Annotated in this window: 20 protein-coding genes; 8 read left to right on the forward strand and 12 right to left on the reverse strand. The window is 54.4% G+C overall.

All coding sequences use genetic code 11. The annotated features are described in order from the left end of the window. Window positions 1–8: 8 nt before the first annotated feature. The 3 genes from cysT to IBX51_RS05860 are packed head-to-tail and all read left to right on the forward strand — an operon-like array spanning window position 9 to window position 2,861. Window positions 9–881 carry a sulfate/thiosulfate ABC transporter permease CysT gene (cysT, locus tag IBX51_RS05850; RefSeq protein WP_291829648.1) on the forward strand — a complete coding sequence of 291 codons (873 nt, stop codon included), beginning with the start codon at window positions 9–11 and terminating at the stop codon, window positions 879–881. Next, entirely contained in the window at window positions 882–1,739 is an 858-nt protein-coding gene (gene cysW, locus IBX51_RS05855) for a sulfate ABC transporter permease subunit CysW (protein ID WP_291829650.1), read from the forward strand. After that, complete coding sequence (locus IBX51_RS05860; protein WP_291829653.1) at window positions 1,740–2,861, forward strand: sulfate ABC transporter ATP-binding protein; 1,122 nt, start codon at window positions 1,740–1,742, stop codon at window positions 2,859–2,861. A gap of 3 nt (window positions 2,862–2,864) precedes the next feature. Here the strand turns inward: IBX51_RS05860 and IBX51_RS05865 are convergent, their stop codons facing one another. Both IBX51_RS05865 and IBX51_RS05870 read right to left on the reverse strand, forming a co-directional pair. Continuing rightward, window positions 2,865–5,264, reverse strand: a complete 2,400-nt coding sequence (locus IBX51_RS05865) for a YbcC family protein (protein ID WP_291829655.1) — start codon at window positions 5,262–5,264, stop codon at window positions 2,865–2,867. Next, a complete protein-coding gene (locus IBX51_RS05870) occupies window positions 5,261–6,868 on the reverse strand; it encodes an NADH-quinone oxidoreductase subunit L (RefSeq protein ID WP_291829657.1) in 1,608 nt (535 codons plus the stop codon). The genes IBX51_RS05865 and IBX51_RS05870 overlap by 4 nt, the downstream gene beginning before the upstream one ends. A 115-nt stretch (window positions 6,869–6,983) precedes the next feature. Between IBX51_RS05870 and IBX51_RS05875 the strand changes: the two genes are divergently transcribed. Both IBX51_RS05875 and IBX51_RS05880 read left to right on the forward strand, forming a co-directional pair. Further along, a complete protein-coding gene (locus IBX51_RS05875) occupies window positions 6,984–7,883 on the forward strand; it encodes a LysR family transcriptional regulator (RefSeq protein ID WP_291829660.1) in 900 nt (299 codons plus the stop codon). A 78-nt stretch (window positions 7,884–7,961) separates the two neighbouring features. Continuing rightward, entirely contained in the window at window positions 7,962–9,452 is a 1,491-nt protein-coding gene (locus IBX51_RS05880; protein ID WP_291829664.1) for an NAD(P)/FAD-dependent oxidoreductase, read from the forward strand. A 137-nt stretch (window positions 9,453–9,589) separates the two neighbouring features. Here IBX51_RS05880 and IBX51_RS05885 read toward each other — a convergent pair whose 3' ends face one another. After that, window positions 9,590–10,285, reverse strand: a complete 696-nt coding sequence (locus IBX51_RS05885) for a J domain-containing protein (RefSeq protein ID WP_291829666.1) — start codon at window positions 10,283–10,285, stop codon at window positions 9,590–9,592. Between the two features lie 123 nt (window positions 10,286–10,408). On the opposite strand from IBX51_RS05885, the gene IBX51_RS05890 reads away from it, so the two are divergent. The 3 genes from IBX51_RS05890 to IBX51_RS05900 all read left to right on the forward strand — a co-directional run bounded on the left by IBX51_RS05890 (window position 10,409) and on the right by IBX51_RS05900 (window position 15,599). Next, window positions 10,409–12,628, forward strand: coding sequence for a TonB-dependent siderophore receptor (locus IBX51_RS05890; protein ID WP_291829667.1), 2,220 nt, complete (start codon window positions 10,409–10,411; stop codon window positions 12,626–12,628). 125 nt (window positions 12,629–12,753) lie between these two features. Beyond that, complete coding sequence (locus IBX51_RS05895; RefSeq protein ID WP_291829669.1) at window positions 12,754–13,659, forward strand: ABC transporter substrate-binding protein; 906 nt, start codon at window positions 12,754–12,756, stop codon at window positions 13,657–13,659. Continuing rightward, the gene (locus IBX51_RS05900; protein ID WP_291829671.1) at window positions 13,656–15,599 is read left to right on the forward strand and encodes an ATP-binding protein; all 1,944 of its coding nucleotides are present in this window, start codon (window positions 13,656–13,658) and stop codon (window positions 15,597–15,599) included. Before IBX51_RS05895 ends, IBX51_RS05900 begins: the two co-directional genes overlap by 4 nt. A gap of 70 nt (window positions 15,600–15,669) precedes the next feature. Here IBX51_RS05900 and gorA read toward each other — a convergent pair whose 3' ends face one another. The 9 genes from gorA to gspG are packed head-to-tail and all read right to left on the reverse strand — an operon-like array spanning window position 15,670 to window position 22,735. After that, on the reverse strand, window positions 15,670–17,031 hold the full coding sequence (gene gorA, locus IBX51_RS05905; RefSeq protein ID WP_291829672.1) for a glutathione-disulfide reductase: 1,362 nt from the start codon (window positions 17,029–17,031) through the stop codon (window positions 15,670–15,672). A gap of 12 nt (window positions 17,032–17,043) precedes the next feature. After that, the gene (locus tag IBX51_RS05910; protein ID WP_291829674.1) at window positions 17,044–17,724 is read right to left on the reverse strand and encodes a GNAT family N-acetyltransferase; all 681 of its coding nucleotides are present in this window, start codon (window positions 17,722–17,724) and stop codon (window positions 17,044–17,046) included. Window positions 17,725–17,773: 49 nt separating this feature from the next. Beyond that, on the reverse strand, window positions 17,774–18,307 hold the full coding sequence (gene gspM, locus IBX51_RS05915; protein ID WP_291829676.1) for a type II secretion system protein M: 534 nt from the start codon (window positions 18,305–18,307) through the stop codon (window positions 17,774–17,776). A 4-nt stretch (window positions 18,308–18,311) separates the two neighbouring features. Continuing rightward, window positions 18,312–19,619, reverse strand: a complete 1,308-nt coding sequence (gene gspL, locus IBX51_RS05920; RefSeq protein ID WP_291829679.1) for a type II secretion system protein GspL — start codon at window positions 19,617–19,619, stop codon at window positions 18,312–18,314. Between the two features lie 2 nt (window positions 19,620–19,621). Beyond that, the gene (gene gspK / locus IBX51_RS05925; protein WP_291829680.1) at window positions 19,622–20,635 is read right to left on the reverse strand and encodes a type II secretion system minor pseudopilin GspK; all 1,014 of its coding nucleotides are present in this window, start codon (window positions 20,633–20,635) and stop codon (window positions 19,622–19,624) included. Continuing rightward, window positions 20,632–21,384, reverse strand: a complete 753-nt coding sequence (gspJ, locus tag IBX51_RS05930; protein ID WP_291829682.1) for a type II secretion system minor pseudopilin GspJ — start codon at window positions 21,382–21,384, stop codon at window positions 20,632–20,634. Before gspJ ends, gspK begins: the two co-directional genes overlap by 4 nt. Next, window positions 21,381–21,758 carry a type II secretion system minor pseudopilin GspI gene (gene gspI / locus IBX51_RS05935; protein ID WP_291829683.1) on the reverse strand — a complete coding sequence of 126 codons (378 nt, stop codon included), beginning with the start codon at window positions 21,756–21,758 and terminating at the stop codon, window positions 21,381–21,383. The genes gspJ and gspI overlap by 4 nt, the downstream gene beginning before the upstream one ends. Next, window positions 21,752–22,282: a type II secretion system minor pseudopilin GspH gene (gspH, locus tag IBX51_RS05940; protein WP_291829684.1), complete on the reverse strand. Its 531-nt coding sequence runs from the start codon at window positions 22,280–22,282 to the stop codon at window positions 21,752–21,754. Before gspH ends, gspI begins: the two co-directional genes overlap by 7 nt. A gap of 6 nt (window positions 22,283–22,288) precedes the next feature. Next, the gene (gspG, locus tag IBX51_RS05945; RefSeq protein WP_291829686.1) at window positions 22,289–22,735 is read right to left on the reverse strand and encodes a type II secretion system major pseudopilin GspG; all 447 of its coding nucleotides are present in this window, start codon (window positions 22,733–22,735) and stop codon (window positions 22,289–22,291) included. Window positions 22,736–22,768 lie beyond the last annotated feature (33 nt).

Consider the following 22,768-nt stretch of genomic DNA (forward strand, 5'->3'; position numbering starts at 1 on the left):
AGGCTGCCATGTCTGCATCTGCCAATACCAGCGTCGCCATAGGGCGGCGCTTTTCTGTTCGCAGTAAGCGAGTATTGCCCGGCTTTGGTTTAAGCCTCGGCATTTCGCTGTTTTTTGTCAGCCTGGTTTTGCTGTTGCCTTTAACAGGGTTGGTGGTAGAAACCTCAGGCATGACCTGGGATCAGTTCTGGTTCACCATCACCGATCCGCGCGTGGTCGAGTCCTATAAAGTCACGCTCTGGACAGCGCTTGCTGCGTCGCTTTTCAATGGTTGTTTTGGTCTTCTGCTTGCCTGGATTCTTGTGCGTTATGACTTTCCGGGCAAGCGCATTCTGGATGCCTTTGTCGACCTTCCATTTGCGCTCCCGACCGCCGTTGCCGGCATAACCCTGGCGACGTTGTTCGCCCAGAACGGTTGGTATGGTCAATGGTTGGCCAAACTCGGTGTTGAAGTTGCGTTTACGCCTCTGGGCATTGTCGTCGCCATGGCGTTTACCAGCCTTCCCTTTGTGGTTCGCACAGTTCAGCCAGTCCTTGAGGAGCTGTCACCGGCAGACGAAGAAGCAGCGGTCAGCCTGGGGGCCAGTGATGGCAGAGTATTCCGCAAGGTTATCTTTCCAGCGCTCTGGCCAGCTCTTGTCACTGGAATCGCGCTCTCGTTTACGCGCAGCCTGGGCGAGTTTGGTGCCATCATCTTTATCGCTGGCAACACCCCCTATGTTAGTGAAGTAACCAGTCTGATGGTCTTTATCCGGTTACAGGAATACGACTACGCCGCCGCCAGTGCCATTGCATCGGTTGTGCTACTGGCGTCACTTATTCTGCTGTTTGCGATCAATCTTTGGCAGGGTCGTTACCTGCGACGCCTGGAGGGACGATAGATGACAACGTCTCACCGTCGAGTGGGCGATCAGCCCTGGGTTCGACGCTCATTGATAGGCATCGCTGTGTTGCTGGCTATGGTGATGCTGGTTATTCCTGTTGTAGTGATCTTTGCTCAGGCTCTGAGCGCGGGCTGGTCAACCTTCGCGGGCAATGTAACAGACCAGTACACACTGCACGCGATCGGTCTTACCCTGTTCGTTGCGGCACTGACGGTTCCGTTAAACCTCGTGTTCGGCACCGCCTTGGCCTGGTCGGTTACCCGGTTCCGGTTTCCTGGCCGCAAGTTGCTGATCACGCTGATCGACATTCCGTTCGCGGTATCGCCGGTGATCGCCGGTTTATTGTATCTGCTGCTGTACGGCCGCAATGGCTGGCTCGGGAGCTGGCTGGCCACTCACGACATGCAGCTGATGTTTGCCTGGCCCGGTATTGTTCTGGTCACCGTGTTTGTAACCTGCCCGTTTGTAGCGCGAGAACTGATTCCGCTGATGCAGCAACAAGGCAGTGAGGAAGAGGAGGCGGGCGTGGTTTTGGGTGCCTCAGGCTGGCGAATCTTTCGTAAAATTACGCTTCCCAACATTAAATGGGCGTTGATCTATGGCGTAGTGCTCACCAACGCTCGTGCCGTTGGTGAGTTTGGAGCTGTGTCTGTGGTTTCAGGCAATGTTCGTGGGCAAACCAACACGTTACCGTTACATGTTGAACTGCTTTATCAAGACTATAACGTCGTCGGAGCCTTCGCCAGCGCCTCATTATTGGCAGCCATAGCCATGCTGACCCTGGTGGTTAAAGCCTTTGTTGAATGGCGCCAATCCCGACCTATCGTATCGACGCCCGAAAAGGAGGTGTCTTAGATGAGCATCACTATTGACCAGATCTCCAAAACCTTTGGCCGTTTTCACGCCCTTCGCAATGTCGGGCTCGACATTCCGGAAGGCAAACTCACCGCGCTGCTCGGGCCGTCCGGATCCGGTAAAACGACCCTGTTGAGGATCATTGCCGGCTTGGAATCCTCTGACACTGGCCGCATCCTGTTTGGCGGTGAAGACGTCAGTAATCTGCATGTGCGGGACCGAAATATCGGTTTCGTGTTTCAGCACTATGCGCTGTTTCGGCATTTAACCGTGGCTGAAAACATTGCCTTTGGCCTGGAGTCCCTGCCCCGCAAGCAACGACCCTCCAAAGCCGAGATTCGTCAGCGTGTTGAAAAATTGCTTGAGATGATCCAGCTGCCACAACTGGCAGACCGTTACCCTGCACAGCTGTCTGGCGGCCAAAAGCAACGGGTTGCGCTGGCTCGGGCATTGGCTACGCAACCCCGTATTCTGCTGCTGGATGAGCCGTTTGGCGCGCTTGATGCCAAAGTACGCAAGGATCTCAGGCGCTGGCTTAGGGCGCTCCATGATGAGTTCCATTTTACCAGTATCTTTGTTACCCATGATCAGGAGGAGGCGCTGGAGCTGTCGGATCAGGTGGTGGTTATGAGCCAGGGCCAGGTGGAACAGGTCAATACGCCGACAGAGCTTTACGCCAAGCCCGAAAGCCGGTTTGTATTCGACTTTTTGGGCCACGTTAATGTGCTCTCAGGTGTCATCAAAAACCAGAAACTGGTACAAGGCGATGCCTGGATATCGCTTCCCGGCAATCGGTCTGAGCAGAAGGCTCAGCTCTATCTGCGGCCCCACGAAGTACATTTGGCCCGAGCACCCAGCGCTTTTGCCCGCCTGCCATTGCGGATTGACGCTGTCAGCCTTATCGGCTCTGAAGTGCGCATTGAGTTAACGCCTGAAGGCTGGCAAAGCGAAGAGATTTGGGAAATCGGCATGAGCCATAATGAGTTTGCCCAGCAAAATCCCAGTCGAGGTGAACTTTGGTTTGCTGTTCCAGATGTTGGCCATTTGTTTTCTGGCGAAAACAGCCAGCCCAAGACCGTGGACTGGCTGTATCCGGAGACAGCAAACGCGTGCAATGTGTGAAGTTCAGATTGCTTGCCAATCACCTGCACAGTATTGCTCAACCCCCTTACCGGCGACCCGCCAGAGCCAGAGCCATTGGTTATCAACCAGGGCTCTGACATCCGGGTGCGCCGATAGCACACGCTCGATACGCTCGGCCGGGGCATCTATCAGCACCGTCAATCGCATAGGTTCATGGCGCCAGCGCTCGCCGTCGTGGACGGATTGTATAGGCAAGCCGATGCGTAAATCGCTTCCATTGCCCTCAATCACACCCAGATTGCCTCCGACCACGGAATGTAGCAGTTTATTTCCGGCGCCGTAAATTGCCGGTTGGCTGACCGATGCGAAATATTGCAGGTTTATCCAGTTGGCGACCACCATTGGTGCCGACATCAAGGCCGACAACACTGATCCGTCTGTATCCAGATCGGGGTTGTATTCATGAAGAAAGCAACGCCCGCCAAGGTTGAGCTCTCGGGTTGCGTGCCTGGGGCCAATGATCATCGCCGCATTATTCGCAAGGCCCCATTCAGGCCGCACTTCTGCCCAGTTGTGGGTTCGACGCTGCATTTCGGCATGCAATTGCTGATCGGAATGACCATTAAGCCTCAGCGCCGTGGCGCGTTCCCGTCGGCAAGCGCTACCGGCTGACCGGAGGTGGTTGACCAGATTGGCATAGATGCGCTGGTGACTTTGCGGAATGCCCTTGCCCTCAACAATCCGCACGTCGTCCGTCACCGTGCAATGCTCTGCGGCAAGGACCAGCGTGCTCTCCGGCAGAATAATGCCTCTCTCCGCCAAACCCGCTCTGACGCTCCGATCGTTCAACAGATCGGCCGCAATACTGGCGTTAATGCCGCCATTCTTGCCGCCACAGGCACCGCAAGCCAAACCTGCCTGATTAGGGTTGTTGTCGGTGTGGGCACCGTGGCCCACCAGTAACACCACACTGGCAAACCGGCGAGTGAGAGACATTGCCCTGAGAAGCGATTCAGCCAGATCAACGCGCTCCCGATCTGACAACGGATCACCGCCATGGCAATGGAACAACCTGCCCTCAGGCGACTGCGACGGCTTTGGCTGGTTTCGATGGAGGCTGTCCCGGACAAGCTTCCAGGCCCAGGCCAGGCCGGTCGTTTCTACCAGCGTGAATGTCGACAGGCTGGAATATTTAGCGGACCGGACAGACTCACGCACTTGCTCGCGCCTGTCGAGCCGCCTGTTCAGAGAGAGGTCAACGGCGGGCGAACCCTGGGTTTCACCAAAACGGTAGACCGGTGCCAGCAATCCTGGCAGGTGCGCCTCATCATTCGATGGGCCGAGCGTTTGGCGCACCACAGGCATACCAAAGAAACCGGCGACACCCAGTGTTTCGGCATTTGGATAAGCGTTTTCAAAATGACGGCGTAAAACCTCTGAGCGGACATCGATGCAGAATGCGGCTTGAACTTCAGGTATGGCCGTTCTTGGCTTCTCAAGCTTGGGTTTGCTTTGCCACCGCTCTAGAAACTGCCTTTGCCAGGCCACTTCATAGGCACGGTGCCAGATCCAGAGGATGTGTTTTGTATCACCAGCAGCATCGTTGGTACCACCGACAGACGAAAGCTGCCAGGCGCTGAGATCTTGCTCGGACAGCTCATTGACCGCAAGCCATTCATATATCATGAGAATCGTAGCAAGCTGTGGGCAGAGGTGGAGCGCCCGCCCCTCAAGGCCGGCCCGCCAATCCTCACCACGACACCAGGACGACCAGCCCGGTAGTTGGAGTAACAACTTATGAACGAGCACCTCAAACGAGGCGCCGGCACAAGCCAGTTGAGTAGCCACAAATATAGCAGCCTGCTCCCAATCCGTCGGTAAACGAGCTAACCGGCCTGTAGCATGTGCACCGGTTAAAACGTCACCCGATGATTGCTGTCCCAACCAATACTGGTAGATATTCTGATTACCTGTGTCAGCCCGCCACCTACCCTGGCGCTTATCAAAATAACGAGCGCAAAGGTCACCCAATAATCGGTTAATAGAATCCAAATTGCCGCCACAGGCCAGCGAAGACCTTCTATCCGCTTTTGGGCGCTCAGACGTGCGCAGCCGTTCAACCAGTTGAACAACGCTTGCACATGATTGCCGCTCGCGCGCCGCAGCGAGCAAATCGCCCTCCCGAATCCGACTGCCCTGCCAGGCATCCAGATAGAAACCTGAAGGCATCAGCAAGCCGATGCTGGCGCGCGTGCACAGCTCGGTATCGGCTTTTTCTATTGCCTGATGGCGGTGCCCCCACCAGGGATTGACTGCAACCCACCGGTCCAGTGGCCAGGTTGGCGCCATCCGTTCGCAGGTAGCGATAAGGGTTGTCAGAATTTCATGGTTTTTAGCCATCGCACTCGGTTCAGCAAGCCGGGAAGATACAGAAACAGTCATGAGCGCTCTCCGATCGTTAACCTATAGGAATCGGTTACCTGACCCCGGGTGTTGGGTGCCAGCCAGCGTTTGGCCCAGCGGCGGGTAAATTGTTCAAACGGACGATCAAGATAGAAGCCCTGGCTTGCCGGGCGATGTAAACGCTGCATCCAGGCAGCACCCGGCCACAACTGGGTCACGATCGAGACTATCGCAAGGCAGAGGATCAGGCCCCAGCCGAATACCTCAGCCATTACCGGTAGACCGTTACTGCCATTGGCCAGGACCGCCGAGCCTAGAACCAGATTCAGCAAGCCGTACAGTGGAACCAGAGTTAGCGCCATGAAAAACACCGTTAACTTGGCTCTCACAGAACTTTCGCCGGGTACTCCAAATACCGTCGCCGCGACCGCCATCACCAACAGGCAAGCCAGAATACTTTTGCTCTCAACCAGGCCCGGAGCAAACCATAAAATCGTTCCGGAGATGGCCGTCGCTAGGCAAGCCAGCAACACGTTGGACCAGTTGGGCCGACCGGTAAAATGCATCGCTGAAACGCTCACGGTTCGCCCGGAAGCCAGCAGCGAATGAGCTTTGTACAGCGAATGCGCCAGTAAGTGCAGAAGTGCAAGGGTGTAGGCGCCCAGAGCAATTTCAAACAGCATGAAACCCATCTGAGCATTGGTGGACCAGACAAGCGCATGTTTGACTGAGGTTTGAGTCATCATGGTGAACACTGCCACCAAGGCCGTGGTGCCACCCACCACCAGTAACAACAGATGCCCTGCTGTGTAGCCATCAAAGACCGGGAACAATCGCAGCCAGAGAAACCCGCCCAGATTAATGACGCCTGCGTGCAGTAATGCAGACACCGGCGTTGGCGCTTCCATCACTCGAATCAACCAGCCGTGAAACGGAATTTGTGCGCACTTCAGCGCCGCTGCCACCGCCAGAAACACAGAGGCCAGAGTCAGTTCCATCGAAGCCATGGCTGCCTGAGACGACAAGGCATAGATCTCCGGTATCCGGAAGCTGCCGTAATGCCGCCAGATGAGCATCACGGCGGCAATGACCGCAAGGTCGCCAAGGCGACTGGTGAAAAACTTCTGAACCGCCGCCAACCTGGCCTCAGTACGATCCGGATAGAGCGTCAGTAAGTGGTGCAGGGCCAGACTGATGCTCACCCAAGCACCCGCGAGAACCAGCAAATGGTTGGTGAATATCAGAATTAGCACGCTGGCAACGGTGACCAGAAACCAAGGGAAGAAGCCCCGGGATGCCGCATCACCCCGCAGGTAATCTCTGGCGTACCGTAGAATAATCCAGGCAACAAAGCTCACCATCGCGGCCATCCACATGGCCAGCCCATCCGGATAGAGCCCAAGTGCAGAGCCAATTTCAGGCAAACCGGTGTTAACCCCAAACCCATTGGCTATCAATCCCAACCCAACAACAACCGAGGTGATTAGCAGTGCCACTAAGATCGTTTCAGCAATACGCCAGCAGTGATTGAGCTTGCTCGGCGTGGATGTCCAGTTGGCAAATCCGGCAATCGCCAGGAGCGAGATCGGAAGAGCCAGCCAACTGGCCAGCACGAGCATCGAGAAAGAAGTGATGAGGGTCATAAGAGCTCCTTGGTTTACGGAGCTACTCTGCCGATGATGCACACATAGATAAAATGGTTTATAAAGATCAAACCGTTCACTAAAAAATAACATATAGGCTATCAGGCACCCTCACATGCGCTTGAACTACCATCACCTGTTCTATTTCTGGACCGTTGCACGCACCGGGCACCTGACGCGGGCAGCAGAGTCGCTTCATATTTCACAGTCAGCGCTATCCGGGCAGATTCGCAAACTGGAACAAAACCTCGGGCACGATCTGTTTGTGAGGGAGGGTCGGCGGTTAAAGCTGTCTGAGGCGGGCCGCGTTGCGTTCACCTATGCCGAAGACATTTTTCGTCAGGGCGCAGAATTGCAGGCCCTGTTCAGCACCGGCCAACAAACCAACCGTGAGGTATTGAAGGTCGGGGCTCTGGCAACCCTGTCACGAAACTTTCAGGAGGGATTTCTGCGCCCGCTGCTGGGCCGAAAGGACCTGGAACTCAAACTCCAAAGTGGCAGCCTGGAAGACCTGTTGCGGAGGCTGTCGGCACACCGGCTGGACCTGATTCTTTCAAATCAGCCTGTGCAGGGCGACGACGAAAACCCCTGGCTCTGCCGGCGAATAGCCCGCCAGCCGGTGAGTATTATCGGGCCACCGGGAATCGAGAAATCCGGCGGATTTGCAGAAATGTTGCAAGGCAGCCCGCTGATATTGCCGGGCCCGGATAACAACATTCGCCAGGCTTTCGACCAGCTGTGTGATTACCATCAGATTCATCCCATTGTTCTGGCGGAGGTCGATGATATGGCGATGATGCGATTGCTGACCAGAGACAGCGGCCACCTTGCGGTGCTTCCTCCGGTTGTCGTGAGGGACGAATTGAAGAACGGAAACCTCTTTGATTACGGTGTCTTACCGGGTGTATTTGAAGAGTTCTATGCTATCCGTATTCGTCGACAGTTTGAGTCATCGGCGCTTAAGGAATTGATGTCGCAGCCAGCTGAACAGTTGTTGACCTTTCCGGACAATTAATCTGGTGGAAACGGTCTTTTGGTTGCCAGGGCCGCCGGTTATAGTCGTGGAATAAAACAACAAGATCAGGACCTGTCCATGACCAAGCCCAGACCCAACCCCAAAAAGCCCTCGGTTCTTATTATTGGTGCCGGATTTGGCGGTATCGGGATAGCTATCCAGCTTAAAAAAGCAGGATATAACCAAATCACACTACTGGAAAAAGCCGACGCCGTTGGCGGTACCTGGCGCGATAACACCTACCCTGGCGCTGCCTGCGATGTGCAGTCGCACCTTTATTCCTATTCGTTTGAGCCAAAACACGACTGGAGCCGAAAATTCGGCGGGCAAGCTGAAATTCTAGGCTACATGGAGCACTGTGTTCGAAAGCACCAGCTTGAGCCTCACATTGAGTTTAATCGGTCGGTTGAGTCGGCTGATTTTGATAGCCAGTCCAACCAATGGCATGTAACAACGGAATCCGGCCACCGCTACACCACCGATGTACTGATCACCGCCACCGGGCAATTGAATCGACCGGCTATGCCGGCCATCTCCGGACTGGATCGGTTTCAAGGTAGCTGGTTTCACTCTGCCCGCTGGGATCATGAGACCGACCTGACGGGCAAGCAGGTTGCGGTGATTGGCACCGGTGCCAGCGCCATCCAGTTTGTACCAGAAATAACACCCAAGGTTGCCCGCCTGGACCTTTACCAGCGTTCCGCCGCGTGGGTGCTGCCCAAGCCTGACCGGCCCTTTACGCGGATTGAACAGACGCTTTTCCAAAAACTACCACTCTGGGATCGGGCCTATCGTGCATTTATCTACTGGAAAAACGAATCGAGAGCCCTCGCCTTCACTCGTTTTTCATGGATTCTCGACGCATTTGCCTGGCAGGCTAAAAAACAAGCTGATAGATGGGTGTCTGATCCTGAAAAACGAAAAAACATCATCCCTGACTATCGGATTGGTTGTAAGCGCATTCTGATCTCCAATGACTGGTATCCGGCCATCAACCAGCCCCACCTGAATCTGATCACCGAAGGCATTTCTCACATTGACGAAACCGGCGTGGTTAGCGCTTCCGGCGAACACAGGAAGGTAGACGTCATTATTTTTGGTACCGGCTTCAAAGCCACCGAATTTTTGTCTCCGATGCGCATTACCGGTCGCAACGGGCAATCGTTAAACGAGGCCTGGGCAAGTGGCAGCAAAGCCTTCAAAGGTATTAGCGTGAATGGATTTCCTAATCTGTTTGTTTTGTATGGACCAAACACCAATCTCGCCCACAACTCGATTCTCTATATGCTGGAGTCTCAGTTCCGCTATGTAATCAGTGCGCTGGATGCCTTGTCACACTATCCAGGTGAGGCCATGGAGGTTCGCGAAGAGTCCCAGACCCGATACTGCCAGGTGGTTCAACAAGGGCTTTCCGGAAGCGTTTGGGATTCCGGCTGTACCTCCTGGTACCTGGATGAGCATGGGCGAAACACCGTGAACTGGCCGGGATTTACGTTCAGTTATCGGTTTGCAACGCGTTCCGCAGACACGACGGATTACCGGTTTCTGTCCCCAGAGCCTGAGCACTAAGCGCAGCGCTAAACGTAAAGAAAGCCAGGTTACCGGGTTTGTTCATGCTGAACGCCCATTTCATGGAGAGGAAGTTGGGCTTCAATCTGGAAGACCAAGCCGCGGCGGAGTTCTGCGGTTTCAAAAGAAGCCCGGCGTTACTGCCCCATGCCGCCGAAAATGGTTGCTAGAATGACCAGACCAACAATCCATCCAATTACCGCCGGCCAGAAGTTAGTCATTGGTGGCTGATCCGGAGAGTCCTGCTCCGATGCCATGTCAGGTTCCGGGTAATTCCGCGGATCAGAATGTCGCGAATCCTGATGCCGAGGGGCCGCCGCCTGACTTGCTTCACGAGCGCTGGACCAGTCAAACCAGTCGCCCAAAAATTGCGCGACACTTACAGGCAACCCGCCGTTCTCGGCCATCGGCCGAATCCTGGGCTCCAGCTGCCGTGCGATTTCACGTCTCAGCACCGGCTGATCAGCTGGCGACTCGCACAGAATCGCTTTCCAGATACCGGAATCCTGCTGGCGCCGGTCGTCATTCATCAGTGCCTTGATCTGAATCACCACCTCACGGGCGATTTGCGCTTCGCCGGCACTCAGGACTCGTTCTTCAACGTCGTGTTCCTGATCTGTTTCGGCAGTGGACTGAGCGGTCTCATGTTGAGCGTCAGCACGGTTTTGCGAGAACGCCCGTTCTGATGGCTCATCGCCCATCGCTTCTCGCAGTGCCTGCTCCAGAGCGCGAGCGTCATCCTCAGATGCGAATTTCATCTGCCGCTCATAGGCTTGGCGAATGCGCTCCAGATCCCCGGTCGGCTCAATGCCCAGAATGTCCCAGCAATTCATAAAAGAGTAACTCCGGAAATGTAAAACCTGTAATCTTTATAGAGACAAAGCAGGGTTTGTCCCATAGGATTACGTTAGAAGTACACTAAATTTGTCCGCACGTTGAATTATAGAACGACACCTATGGCTATTACGAATTACCTGTCTGCAAACCGAGTGATCAAGCCCCGCACGCACCCCAGGTTTGGCATCGGATTGCTGGCTTCTGCCATCGTCGGCCTGGCGGCAGGACACGCCAATGCGGCCCCGCTTGCAGATGACTTTAATCCCGGCTTTTTGGCCTTGGGTGATGATATTCCAGAAGTTTTAACCACCACACGACTCCGCCAACCAAAAACCAGGGTGCCAGGCACCACCACGGTTATCACCGGCGACATGATTCGCGATCTCGGCATCATGAATCTTTACGAGGTTTTCCGGCTTGTACCTGGCATGGTGGTCAACTTTGTTGGCAGCCACCAACCGGTTACCACTTATCACGGCACCGTGCATTACGAGCAGCGTCGAATGCAAGTTCTGGTGGATGGGCGCACCGCACACAAAGCCACTTTATCCGATATGGACTGGGAAACCATGCCGGTTCCACTGGAAATGATTGAGCGAATCGAGGTGGCCAGAGGGCCCAATTCTGCGGCCTATGGCATTAATGCCTTCCTCGGTACGATCAACATCATCACCCGAGACCCGGCTGACAGCGCTGGCGTAGAGACAAGAGCTGTCAGAGGCTCTCGAGGATACTTACGTACCTTTGGCTCTGTCGGCGACTCAGGCGCCGATCTTGACTGGCGACTGACTTATGAAAAACGTAAATTCGACGGTTTTGATTTTCGCGCCTCCGGTGGTGAACGGCCGCCGTTTCGTTCTGGCCTCGACATTAATTCGTTCACTTACGATTCCCGCCTGAAATTCACTGATAAGGTCAACCTGGAACTACGAACGGGCATTGTCGACGGCACCAAGTACAACGACAGGAACAAAACCGGCGAATTGAATCCGTTAACCGACCCGGATATCGACGTGCGCGACTACTATTTGCAATCCAAACTCAATATCAGCACCTCGGATCGCCACTTTTATCACGTGATGGCGAGCGTGGAGAACTTCGACCGGCGACAGCCGTATACCATTGTTAGCACTGATAATACGGTTCAGTGCCTCAGAGATGGCACGCCCTTGTTTAAATACACTTACTTCCCTGACGGAAGCCGCGAACGACTTTGTTTTGCAGACAGCGGCGGGCCGGCAGCAATCGCTGATGTGAATGCGGATTCCGAAGACACCCGTTTGGAACTGGAAATCCAGGACACGTTAATCATCAACAATGATCTCAAGGTGGTATCTGGCGCGGGTTTCCGTAAAGACACCTTCCGCTCGGAAACCTATTTCAATGGCCGAGGAAACAACTACCAGTCCCGATTTTTCGGTAACCTTGAGTACACACCTTTAACTTGGTTAACGCTGAATGCCGGCGGCAACTGGGAAAGAACGAGCACAACAGGCGATGACTATTTCTCGCCCCGGATAGCTGCCAACTTTACCCTGAACAATCGTCATGCGTTGCGGTTTGTCTACTCAGAGGCTGTGCGTACCCCAGATGGTTTTGAACAGAACCCTGATTGGGGCTACACCCTGACGAATGTCAGTCCTGACCTTTATTCTGATCTGGAAGGCATCAGAATCACCACCGACGAAGCGGTTCAAGTTCAAGGGTGGATTACGCTCGGCAAAGACCTTAAAGAAGAGCGCATCACCTCTCATGAAATCAGTTACTTCGGGCAGTTCCCGCTCCAGCGCGCCATACTGTCCGTTGAAGTCAGGGGATTCAAAGACGAACTGCGAGACATGATCAGCGGGGTTATTCAGCTCAAGGACTGGAGCATTGACAACAATACCGCCATCGACCAGAAAGGTTTTGAAGTAGAAGCCATGCTCGAGTACCCGGGCACCGCTGTTCGGGCAAGCTACGGCTATCTGGACCAGCACACATGGTATACCGGAGAGCCCATTTTTAACGACGATGGCGATCTCGACACGAGAAAACAAGATCAGGCCGTTTCCTTGCTAACCCGAATGTCCGTCCGGCACTCGGGGAGCCTTGCTGTCATCCAGGATCTGCCCTGGGGCCTGAAAGCGTCGTCCGCTTTTTACTGGGCAGATGAATTTCGCCGCAGCCAGTTTGAGCGGTTCGACGCAAGAATCGCCAAGCGTCTTTATCAACCACGCTATACGGCGGAGTTGGCGTTCACCATGCAACACTATCTGAATCGAGACCCGGAGCTGAGTACGGACAACAACATTAAAAATCATAATCAATTCTTCATTGAGGCAGGAGTTCGATTCTGACTCTATGCTAGAACGACAGACCAACAGGACAGTAAGCCAACCGGGACGGTATGACCTCATCCATACTTGCTGATTTAGTTCAGCCCAATGATCATCAGAGACGGCCATCGGTTGTGGTGGCCCTGATGTGTTTGCTGCTATTGTCCTGGCCGGCGACAGGCGTTGCTCAGAACAATAAAACCAATGCCTCCGCCGTTTATGTTGTCGGCTCCGGCAATACACCCCTCGACCAACACGTCACCCGCCTGCTTGCCGAACAACTCGGCGATGCAGCAACATTGGTGCCCATAAGAGATAATCAGAGACTGGTCGGTCTGGACAGTCCCGTCGTCGCTATCGGTCCCGTAGCATTTACAAAAATCAGGCAGATGAACCGTGATGCTCCGATTCTTGCCTTGATGGTAGAGAAACCCTTTATTAAAGGTTATGCGACCCGCTCCCCGGGCCAGGTTTCTGCAATTTACTATGACGTTCCCCTGTTAAGGCAGGCGCTGACCGGTAAGTTCATGTTGCCCCAGGCAACACGAGTTGCCCTGCTGGCGTCTACCGAGTCGGTTGAACGCTATGAAGACCTTATAGATCTGCTCCCCGCGTATAATCTTCAGGCCCGGCTTTTCATTGCAGACAGCGACGACCAGCTAATCCCGACTCTGGTCAGAGCCTTAACCTACGGTGACTTTGTACTGGCAGGGTCCGATGACGCCATTTACAACCCTCGCAATATCAAACACATCTTGCTGACGGCCTACAGGCGAAACAAAATTGTGATCGGTCCCAGCCAGGCCTACGTCAAAGCCGGCGTGCTTGCATCCAGTTACGCCCCCTTTCCTGCCATGACAGAAATGGCGGCAAATCATCTGAAGGTATACCTTGCGGAAGGCCAGTTTCCAGACCCGGATTATCCGGGCGAATATCGTGTTGAGGTCAATGAGCAGGTTGCTCGTTCATTAAACATTCCATTACCGAAGCGCGAATGGATCGCAAAACAGGTAGATGAGCTGATTCGGTCTGTCGAGGAGGGTTCAGAATGACACATTCTGCCGCCCGCCGGGGTTCATCACTGTCAAAGAAGCTACTGCTGTTGGGCGTCCTGCCAGCCGTTGTCATGTTCCTGGCACTTATGGCGTTCTTCACCTCTGCTCGCCTGGACGATGCACGAACCGATCTTGCACAGAGCACCCAGATGCTGGCCGACAGCTTGGCGCCAGCCCTGGAGTACGCTGTGGTGTCCGGTAACGTCCTCGCACTGGACCAGGTGTTAAGCCAGTCCCTGCGCCGGAGCAAAGCCGAATGGATTCGGGTAACCGACGTTGTTGGTCAGGAGCTTGGATTCGTCAGCAACAGCCTGGAAGACTCTTTACTCCGAAGCCAGGAGTTCGATTTATACCATGCTGAAATTCTCCAAGAACCTCTGGAACTCACTAGCAGCACGGATTGGTTCAATCCCGGTTATGGCTTGAATGTTGGATCTCTGCGGGTAGGCACCGTGGAAGTGGGCGTTGATCCTCGTGTGTTAGCTGAGCGCCAACGAGACATTCTTTGGTCGTCTTTGGCCGTTGGCGTGTCCATGCTGCTCTTTACCCTTTTGATAGCCAACCACTTCCTCAACAATATTCTTCAGCCAATCCGTAAGCTTGCCAGTCGCGTCAGCATGCTTATCGACGGCGATTATACCGGCCAAGCTATTATCACCCGGGGCAGCTCCAAAGAAATTGTAGCCATCCAGTCACAGTTAAATGAACTTGCTCAACACCTTGAGAAGTTGCGGTCAGCCAGAGATCAAACACTGGCCATGTCAGAAACAGCGCGGGAAAAAGCCGAGCTGGCAAGCCATGTCAAATCTGAGTTTTTGGCAACCATGAGCCACGAGTTGCGCACCCCGCTGAACGGGGTGCTCGGCATGGTAGATTTGATCCAGGAAGAGCCTCTCACCAATCGGCAAAGGGACTATCTTGGTACTGCCCGGCAGGCGACCGAAGATCTGCTCACGGTAATTTCAGATATCCTGGATTACGCCCGAATGGACAGTGGAAACCTGGAGCTTGAAAACCAGGAGTTCGACGTGCGCGCACTCATTGCCAATTGCGCGGCATCCTATCGATACGCTGCCGAACAACAGGGCCTGTCTCTGGACGTCAATTTCCTGGGCGACTGGCCTGCCAATCCGATAGTCATTGGTGATGCACCAAGACTTCGACAGATTTTGGCGGGCTTGCTCGATAACTCGCTCAAGTTTACAAACAGCGGTTTCGTGAGTGTGCGCGTTACCTGGCTGCCGTTGGACGCCAATTGCCTTCGATTGACTTGCACCGTCACTGACACCGGAACAGGTATTCCCGGAGACAGACTGACCAATATCTTTCATACCTTTGAGCAGATCGACAGTAGCAATACCCGAGCCCACAGCGGTACGGGATTGGGACTGTCGCTGGTGCAACGTTTGGTTGAACTCATGGGGGGGCACATACAGGTCGAATCAGATATCGGCGAAGGTTCTTCGTTCCGGTTTGAGTTGCCGTTTGAGCGGGCAGAACAGCAAGGTGACGAACACCCTGCACTGCCCGATGCGCCGCGCGAACAACTTGGGGGCACTGCTTGGGCCCTGGTGGTAGAAGACAACGCCGTTAATCAGAAAGTGACCACCACCCTGCTCAGCAAAATGGGCTTTCAGGTTGAATGTGCCCAGAATGGTCAGGAAGCAATCGAGAAAGTGAAACGCAAGCACGAGGGCTATGAACTGATCCTGATGGATTGTCAAATGCCAGTGTTGGACGGTTATGGCGCAACTCGCGTGATCCGTGAGTGGGAACAAAGCAACGGCCAGTCGGGCACACCCATTATCGCGTTAACGGCGGATGTATCACAGGAAACCAAAGAACGTTGTCTGGCCAGTGGTATGAATGACTACATAACTAAGCCTGTCCGCAGAGAGGGGCTCCATGACGTACTGAGTCGCTGGATTCGTTTGTAGCGGTAAATGGAAAGAGGTGTGCCCGCTACCGCATCGGTCGCGGGACAGTTTGCGAGGTCAGCTCACTCATTCACGCCACGGGATCTCGCATCGTGACGAATTCTTCCGCAGACGTTGGATGAATACCCATGGTTGAATCGAATTGGGCTTTGGTCGCGCCAGCTTTGATGGCAACCGCCAGTCCCTGAATAATTTCGCCCGCATCGGGGCCCACCATGTGAGCGCCGAGAACTTTGTCTGTTTGATCATCTACGACCAGTTTCATCAAACAACGCTCATCACGCCCGCTGAGAGTGTATTTCATTGGTCGGAAATCGGATTTGTAGATCCGAAGTGAATGGCCTGCCTTTCTTGCTTCTTCTTCAGTGAGGCCCACGGTACCAATGTTAGGCTGACAAAAAACCGCGGTCGGGATCGCGCTGTAATCCATCTCTCCCTGGCCATCACCAAACAGTCTGCGTGACAGCACCATCCCCTGGGCAATCGCCACTGGCGTTAACTGCGGCGTACCAATAACGTCACCCAGTGCGGTCACTGAAGGTACAGAGGTTTGGAAGTGATCGTCGACCACAATATGACCGGACGCGTTTAACTCAATGCCCAGTTCGGCCAGGCCGAGACCATCAACCAATGCTCTTCGGCCGGTTGCAGCCATCACCAATCCGGTTTCAAGGACCTCCCCATCGGACAAATTGACCTGATAGTGCGCATTGTGTGCCTCAATCGACTCAATGGTCACATTGAATTGAAGGTCGATACCTTTCTTGCGCATCTCCTGTTCGGTAAAGCGACGAACATCTTCATCAAAGCCTCTGAGGAACAGGTCACCGCGGTATAGCAGAGTGGTTTTAACCCCAAGCCCCGACAGAATGCCTGCAAACTCGACCGCGATGTAACCGCCGCCCCATACCACGGCATGACGAGGCAACTGAGGTAGATAGAACATTTCGTTGGACGTGAGAATGCATTCTTTGCCAGGAATATCAGGCACTACGGGCCAACTGCCGGTAGCGACCGTGATGTGTTTGGCAGAATAGTGTTGGTCACCGACTACAACGGTGTTGGCATCACGGATACTGGCGGTGCCCCGAATGACCTCAACTCCGGCACTCTCCAAAAGCTGGCCGTAAATACCGTTCAAGCGCTCGATTTCGGTATTTTTGTTAGCTACCAGTGTTGGCCAGTCAAAGCTGACACCATCTTTGGGAATGCGCCACCCATAACCGGCCGCATCGTCCAGATCCTCCTGCACATGTGCCCCATAAACAAACAGCTTTTTCGGTACACAACCGACATTAACGCAGGTACCACCCAAATAACGGGACTCGACCACGGCAACGCGAGCGCCTTTTTGCGCAGACATTCGGGCAAGGCGAACGCCGCCGGAGCCGGCACCAATTACAATAAGGTCAAAACCTTGGTTGTCAGACACACTCTCTCCTGTTTACTGATGCTGGGTTGACTCGCTTGAGTGTTCATCGGCCTCCGCCTTCACTTCGCGATACAGCAGGTGATCTTCAAAGTCGCCCAGGCGCAGCTTGCCCAAGCTCTGGAAACCTTCAGATTCATAAAAGGGCAAATAACGGCTGTTCCCGGTATCCAGAACAAGGCCGGTGCCGCGAGGATTTTCCTCGCAAAGTTTCTCCACTGCCTTTAACAAGATCCTGCCATACCCCTGATTCTGGTATTTTGGATCAACCCCCATTAAAGGTAACTGATGCGCCTGTGGGTGCGGCAAAAGGTCTCGGATTTTCTGGTGATAATCAAGGTAACGCCGGGTTGAAGCAAACCCCGCCGTCAGAACCATACGGATTCTCCAGCTGAACTGGTCAGCCAGATTCATGCGCAGTTCCGGATCGCCGATAAACGCCACGGCAATCAGGGTATCCCCCTTTATCACTCCGATGGCATCCTGATTGAGCTCCAGGTAGAGATCGATCAGCTCTCTGACCGTTGCCCTTACGCGCTGGTCATACCCTGCCCGGCGGTGATCGAACAAATACTGAAACGTCGGATCTTCCCGGTAGGCATGGTAGAGAATCGACTGGGCTTCATTGCGCGCCGTTTCGTCAAGGCGAACCACGACAGCATCGGTTTTATTATTGTTTTCGTGCGTATCACGCATGTTCTTGCGCTCCTCCGGGAACTCCGGTCAGCTTTTGGACAAACCCTGTTCAAATCATCAAAGTGAGCCGGACAGACACCCTGCCCGGCTCATTGCCTCGATCCATCGCGGCTTGATCAATAATAACACCGTGACGGGCGTCAAGCTGCTCAAGCCAGGCCGCGACATCTGCAAATGGCGTTGCCTCAAGCCACACCCGGATCGCATTTTCACCACTTGGTTCAAAGCGCTGAAGCGACAAGCCTGCCTCGCCAGCAGATCGGGTGACCAGTGCCATAAGCTCGCGACTATCCGCCGGCTTATCAACGACGGCCCCGGTTGAGGCTGCGGCGCTGGCTCCCCCTAGCCTGCGAATCCCTTCCTCGTTCGCCTGCATCCAGGCCAGCAATTGCTCGGCATTCGCTCGGCTGGTTTCAGCTTGGGCACTGAAATCGGCGACTGGGCGCCAGACACCAAAGTACAGGAGGGCGACCAACAAAGCGACGGTGAGCGCCGCCAGAGCCTGACGGTCTCTGACGGGCAACTGGTCGAAGCGGGCAATCAGTTTACCGACAGCGGGTTGGTCTTTGATGCGTGTCATCATGTTATCAGCCTCCAGAAACCGTCAGGCGGCCACGGGAGCCGGAACTTTCATTCACCACAGACCCAATCTGAGCCTGCAGGCCCTGGTTGGCGAGGCCATTGCGCAGACTGCTCATCCGGTCATAGCTATCGGCCCGGATATCAACCACTAATTCACCGCGATTTCGATTGTAATTGATCGAATTAAAGGTAACAGACCCAGCACCCGAAAGCCGACTGTACTGGTCTCCGGTATATTTCAGTAACGTCACGAAATCAATGTCGTCCTGCCCGGACCCCGCCACTCTCAACTGACCTTCAACCACTCGCCGCACATTGCCCGCATGGGTACGGCGATCGCCGGGGAACGCTGACTGGTAGACGGCCATGGCCTGAACCTGCAGCTTTTCGGCTTCTTGATTGTGATAAACACCCATGCCGATTTCCAGGGCCAATTGCACCACAAACCAGACAGAGGCAACAGCTATTAACGGCTTCCAGGGCTTCAGTGGACCCGCCCCGTGCGCATTGACAGCATAAGCACCCTGGCAAAGGTTCACAGGGCTGCAAAGGTGCTGGTGAAAGGCCCAGGCCAGCAGTTCTAGTGTCGAGAACTCAAGGGGCTTTTGATCAAGCCGAACGCGCCCGTCGCCACCGCTCAGCTCAGCAATGGCTGATTGATAGGCCTCAAGATCTGACTCGGTACCGTAGACTGTCACTGGAATTTCAGCGATCACTTCCTCTGAAGGAGGTGCCGCAAGGGTTACCCCCAATAATCCCAGGTTGGCGGTCTGCATACGTAACCACTCGCCTCGTTGACTCAGCAACATAACTCCGTCGCCATCCAGGCATGCAGTCCAGCCGTCTGCTGAAGCGGGTAGCAACGCGGCGTCAGGATACAGCGCATCAAGGCGTACATGCTCCCAGTCGGTGAATAAGGTTAGCCAACGCTCCATCTGTTGTTGGTCGATGGCCGCGACCTGATAGCCGTCGGGGGTGTGACGCCCGAGTGCCAGGTGAACAGAGTCAATGTCTTGCGCAATTTGTTCTTCCACTGCATAAGGCAGAGCCTGGAGCACAAACCGGCTCTGTTTGGCGGGGATATCGGCCAGGCAGAACAAGGCCTCATCGCCAGGGATAAGACCAACCAGTAGAACCTTTTCCAGCGCGTTCTGAGCCAGGGTTTGCTCTATGATTTCACGGGTGTCAGCACCGCCATGTGCCTGTGCATCGCCACTGGCGTCTTGCAGTAGCCAGCTAAATAGCTGCGACTCCGGGTTCTGCACCGGGTCTGCATAAGGCGGGACAGGCCGAACAAAAAGGCGATAAGACATGGTTATCCTTCTGAGATTGAATAGGGTTCTTTTGTGATGCGATTCTTCTGCCCGGTATCCCTTTGAACCGTCCGAACCTCGCCCTCTGTGTTACGAAAAACGGTACTGACCATGGTCACAACCCGATTATCGTAAGTAATTCGTGATACAACTTCAAAAAACCGGGTTTGCAAGGATAGCCCTGTTGTTCGCAGGCCCATGCCTGCAAACTCTGGCAACGCCAGAAAGTCCTGCAGGTTTTCAAACCGTTGGTCTTCTCTTTTGGCAAGAATAGACTCAGCCTGAGCTTCCGTCATGTCGTCGTGCAGTGACATAAGTACCGGTGCCGTTGCGGTATTCACATTTATGCCAATGCCGCTGACAGGCAGTGCGATGACATGGGGCCTGAGGGCAACGTAGATTTCTTCCGTCATGCCCTCAATCAAGCGCAATTCGGTGATGGATACAAACGGCTGGTTAGCGGCTCGGTATGGTGGGTCTGCCATCAGATACTGACCATCTTCGGCGCCGTAAGCACTGATGGTTTGATCATCCGCATCAATCCAGTCGATCAGAGCATCCACCGAAACAGCGGTAATGCCAAGCACCCTTAACAATCGAATCAGCCGGTCCCTGGTCATTGTATCGACCTGCCCATTGAGGCCAACAAGGTCGTTCAGATTGATCCGCCCACTCAAGTCATCAATCTGCACTTCTGCAACGCCGCTGGTATCCAGAGGCAGAACGGCGGCGTACATCGCCCAGAACTCATCAGGGCTATCGACCATCAATCCATCTTCCCGATCCTGCTCAAAATCACGCACCAGAATCCGGTGAGCAAAAGCTTCAGCGCCAAGTGCGATACTGTGTCCCTGCTGCTGAGCCAGATAATGTCCGGCTTTAAACACGCGAATGCTTTGCTGGTGAGCCATTCCGGTTGCCAGCATGACCACCAAAGCCATGGCCAGCAGCACCATGATCAGCGCCACGCCTTTCTGCCGGAGACGATGTGCTGTTAGCCCTGTGAGTCGTATCATGGCTCGATACTCTGCTGTTCCTGAGTTTCCTCAAGGTCGGTGTCTGATTCGCCGGTCGCTTCCACCTGCTGATTCACAGCAGCCTGGGCCTCACTAACGTCAAAATCCGCCAACGCAAACGTTCGGACCAATTCGCCAAAACGTTCGTGCTTCAGAGTTATCTCAATGCCCCGCGGCATTGGCAGTATCGGCCGGGCCCCGGGTGACAGGTTTGCCAATTCCTGATCGGCTGGCCATTCGTCCTGCCAAGTCAACTGGCTGTTCAAAAACCGGATATCAAACGACAACACGTTGTCCAGCATCAGCAAGTCACGGCTGTTATCGTCTTGCCCCTGATCAATAGCAAGCCAGTATCGCCGCCTCAGTTCGGTGCCGGTATACTCCCAGGCCACTCGTTGCAGATTACTGCGGCGCAGCCCAAGAGGGTTGCGCCAGCCCTGCCGGGTTAATGCCAGCACAAAAGAATCTTCACGGGTGCTCAGGGCTGGCTGAAAATCGCCGTACATATCTCTGATGGGCCGGTTGATCAGTTGCGTCAGATCCCGCTCCATAAACAGCATGGTTTTTTGCAGATTCTCAAAATCTTCGGAGACTGCATTCACCCGGTCACGAGATGTCACCACACTGTTGATAACCTGCCACACCCCTAATCCGATCACCGCGGTGATGGTGACCGCAATCAGCACTTCCATCAGGGTAAACCCGGCGCTACGGCCTAGCGAAGAATAGCGCCCTCCAGGGATGGTCATCGTTCACCCATAAAGGCAGACAAGGTGTGCACCGGCATGGGTTCGGTCTGCCCATTGATATAGCGGGCCACGGTGACTTCCACCCGGCGCATAGAGGGTTCGGCGGTACCCTGCACCACCGTTGTCACTTGCCAGCGGTACGTGCCGTAATCCCGGTCATTGGTGTTTTCGGAAATGCCGGGCAGATCTTCCTGCAAGCGCAGTTCATTGATTCGGTTATCCGCCAACCAGCCCGCGAGCGTTTTATCCCTTACTCGCTCATAACTTGCAATGTACTGGCTGCCGACTTCGGCGGCGGCGGTGGCAATCAGACCAAACACCAATAGAGCAATCAAAACCTCAAGTAGGGTAAACCCCCGAACGGCCTTTACCATGACTCGCTCTCACTACCGGGTTTGCGCCACTCCAGGGCTGTTACACCATCAGACGCAAGAACGTGCATGTTGTCGGTATTGTTGCCGATGGTGAACTCAATGATAAATGGGGTGGTTTCGCCACTGGAGAAAAACACAACATCCGGGCGTAGCCGGTCTTCAGACGAGGTCAGGCGGGGCGCCTCGTTTTCAATATAATCGGTAAGGACCAACCAATCTGGCAGGGCCCGGTAACGAAACAGCCTTTCGCCAGACATCTTCCATTCTCCGGTATCGTCCTGAAAAGCCACAAAACGATAGCTGCCTTCGTCCAGTAATAATCCCAGCTCGGCGTTATTGAGCACCGCCTGTTCTGAAGCTGTCTGCATCAGCAGGTACAGGTCCTGAACGGTATTTTCGAGCTCACGTTGCTGGGAACTACCGGCCATGTTGAACACCGCCAATGCCGCCAGCATCCCGACAATAATCAGGACAACCAGAATTTCGATCAGCGTGAAGCCGCCTTGGATTACCCGGTGCCTCACAATCTCTTAGTTCCCGACTTTCCAGATACTGATATCGGCAGCATCTCCCTCACCACCTTCCTGACCATCAGACCCAAAAGAATAGAGATCGTAAGGGCCTTCAGTACCGGGGCTAATGTATTGATACTCGTTACCCCAGGGATCTTTTGGAACGCTTTTAAGATAGCCGTCAGCATTCCAGTTGCGTGGCTCAGGGCTGCCACTGGGCCGGCGAACCAACGCCTCAAGACCCTGCTGAGTTGAAGGGTAATGACTGTTGTCGAGCCGATAGAGATCCAGTGCATTGGCAATATTATTGAGCTGAGTTTCCGCCACGGTCACTCTCGCCTGATCACCACGCCCCATGATGTTGGGGCCCACAATGGCCACCAGCAAACCCAGAATAACCATGACAACCATAATTTCAATCAAGGTAAAGCCCTTGCTGTGGGCCGGGTTAACGTTCTTCTGCATGTTCATAGTTCCACTCGTCATTGATTCAGATCT

Source organism: Marinobacter sp. (assembly GCF_014859525.1).
Classification (GTDB): domain Bacteria; phylum Pseudomonadota; class Gammaproteobacteria; order Pseudomonadales; family Oleiphilaceae; genus Marinobacter.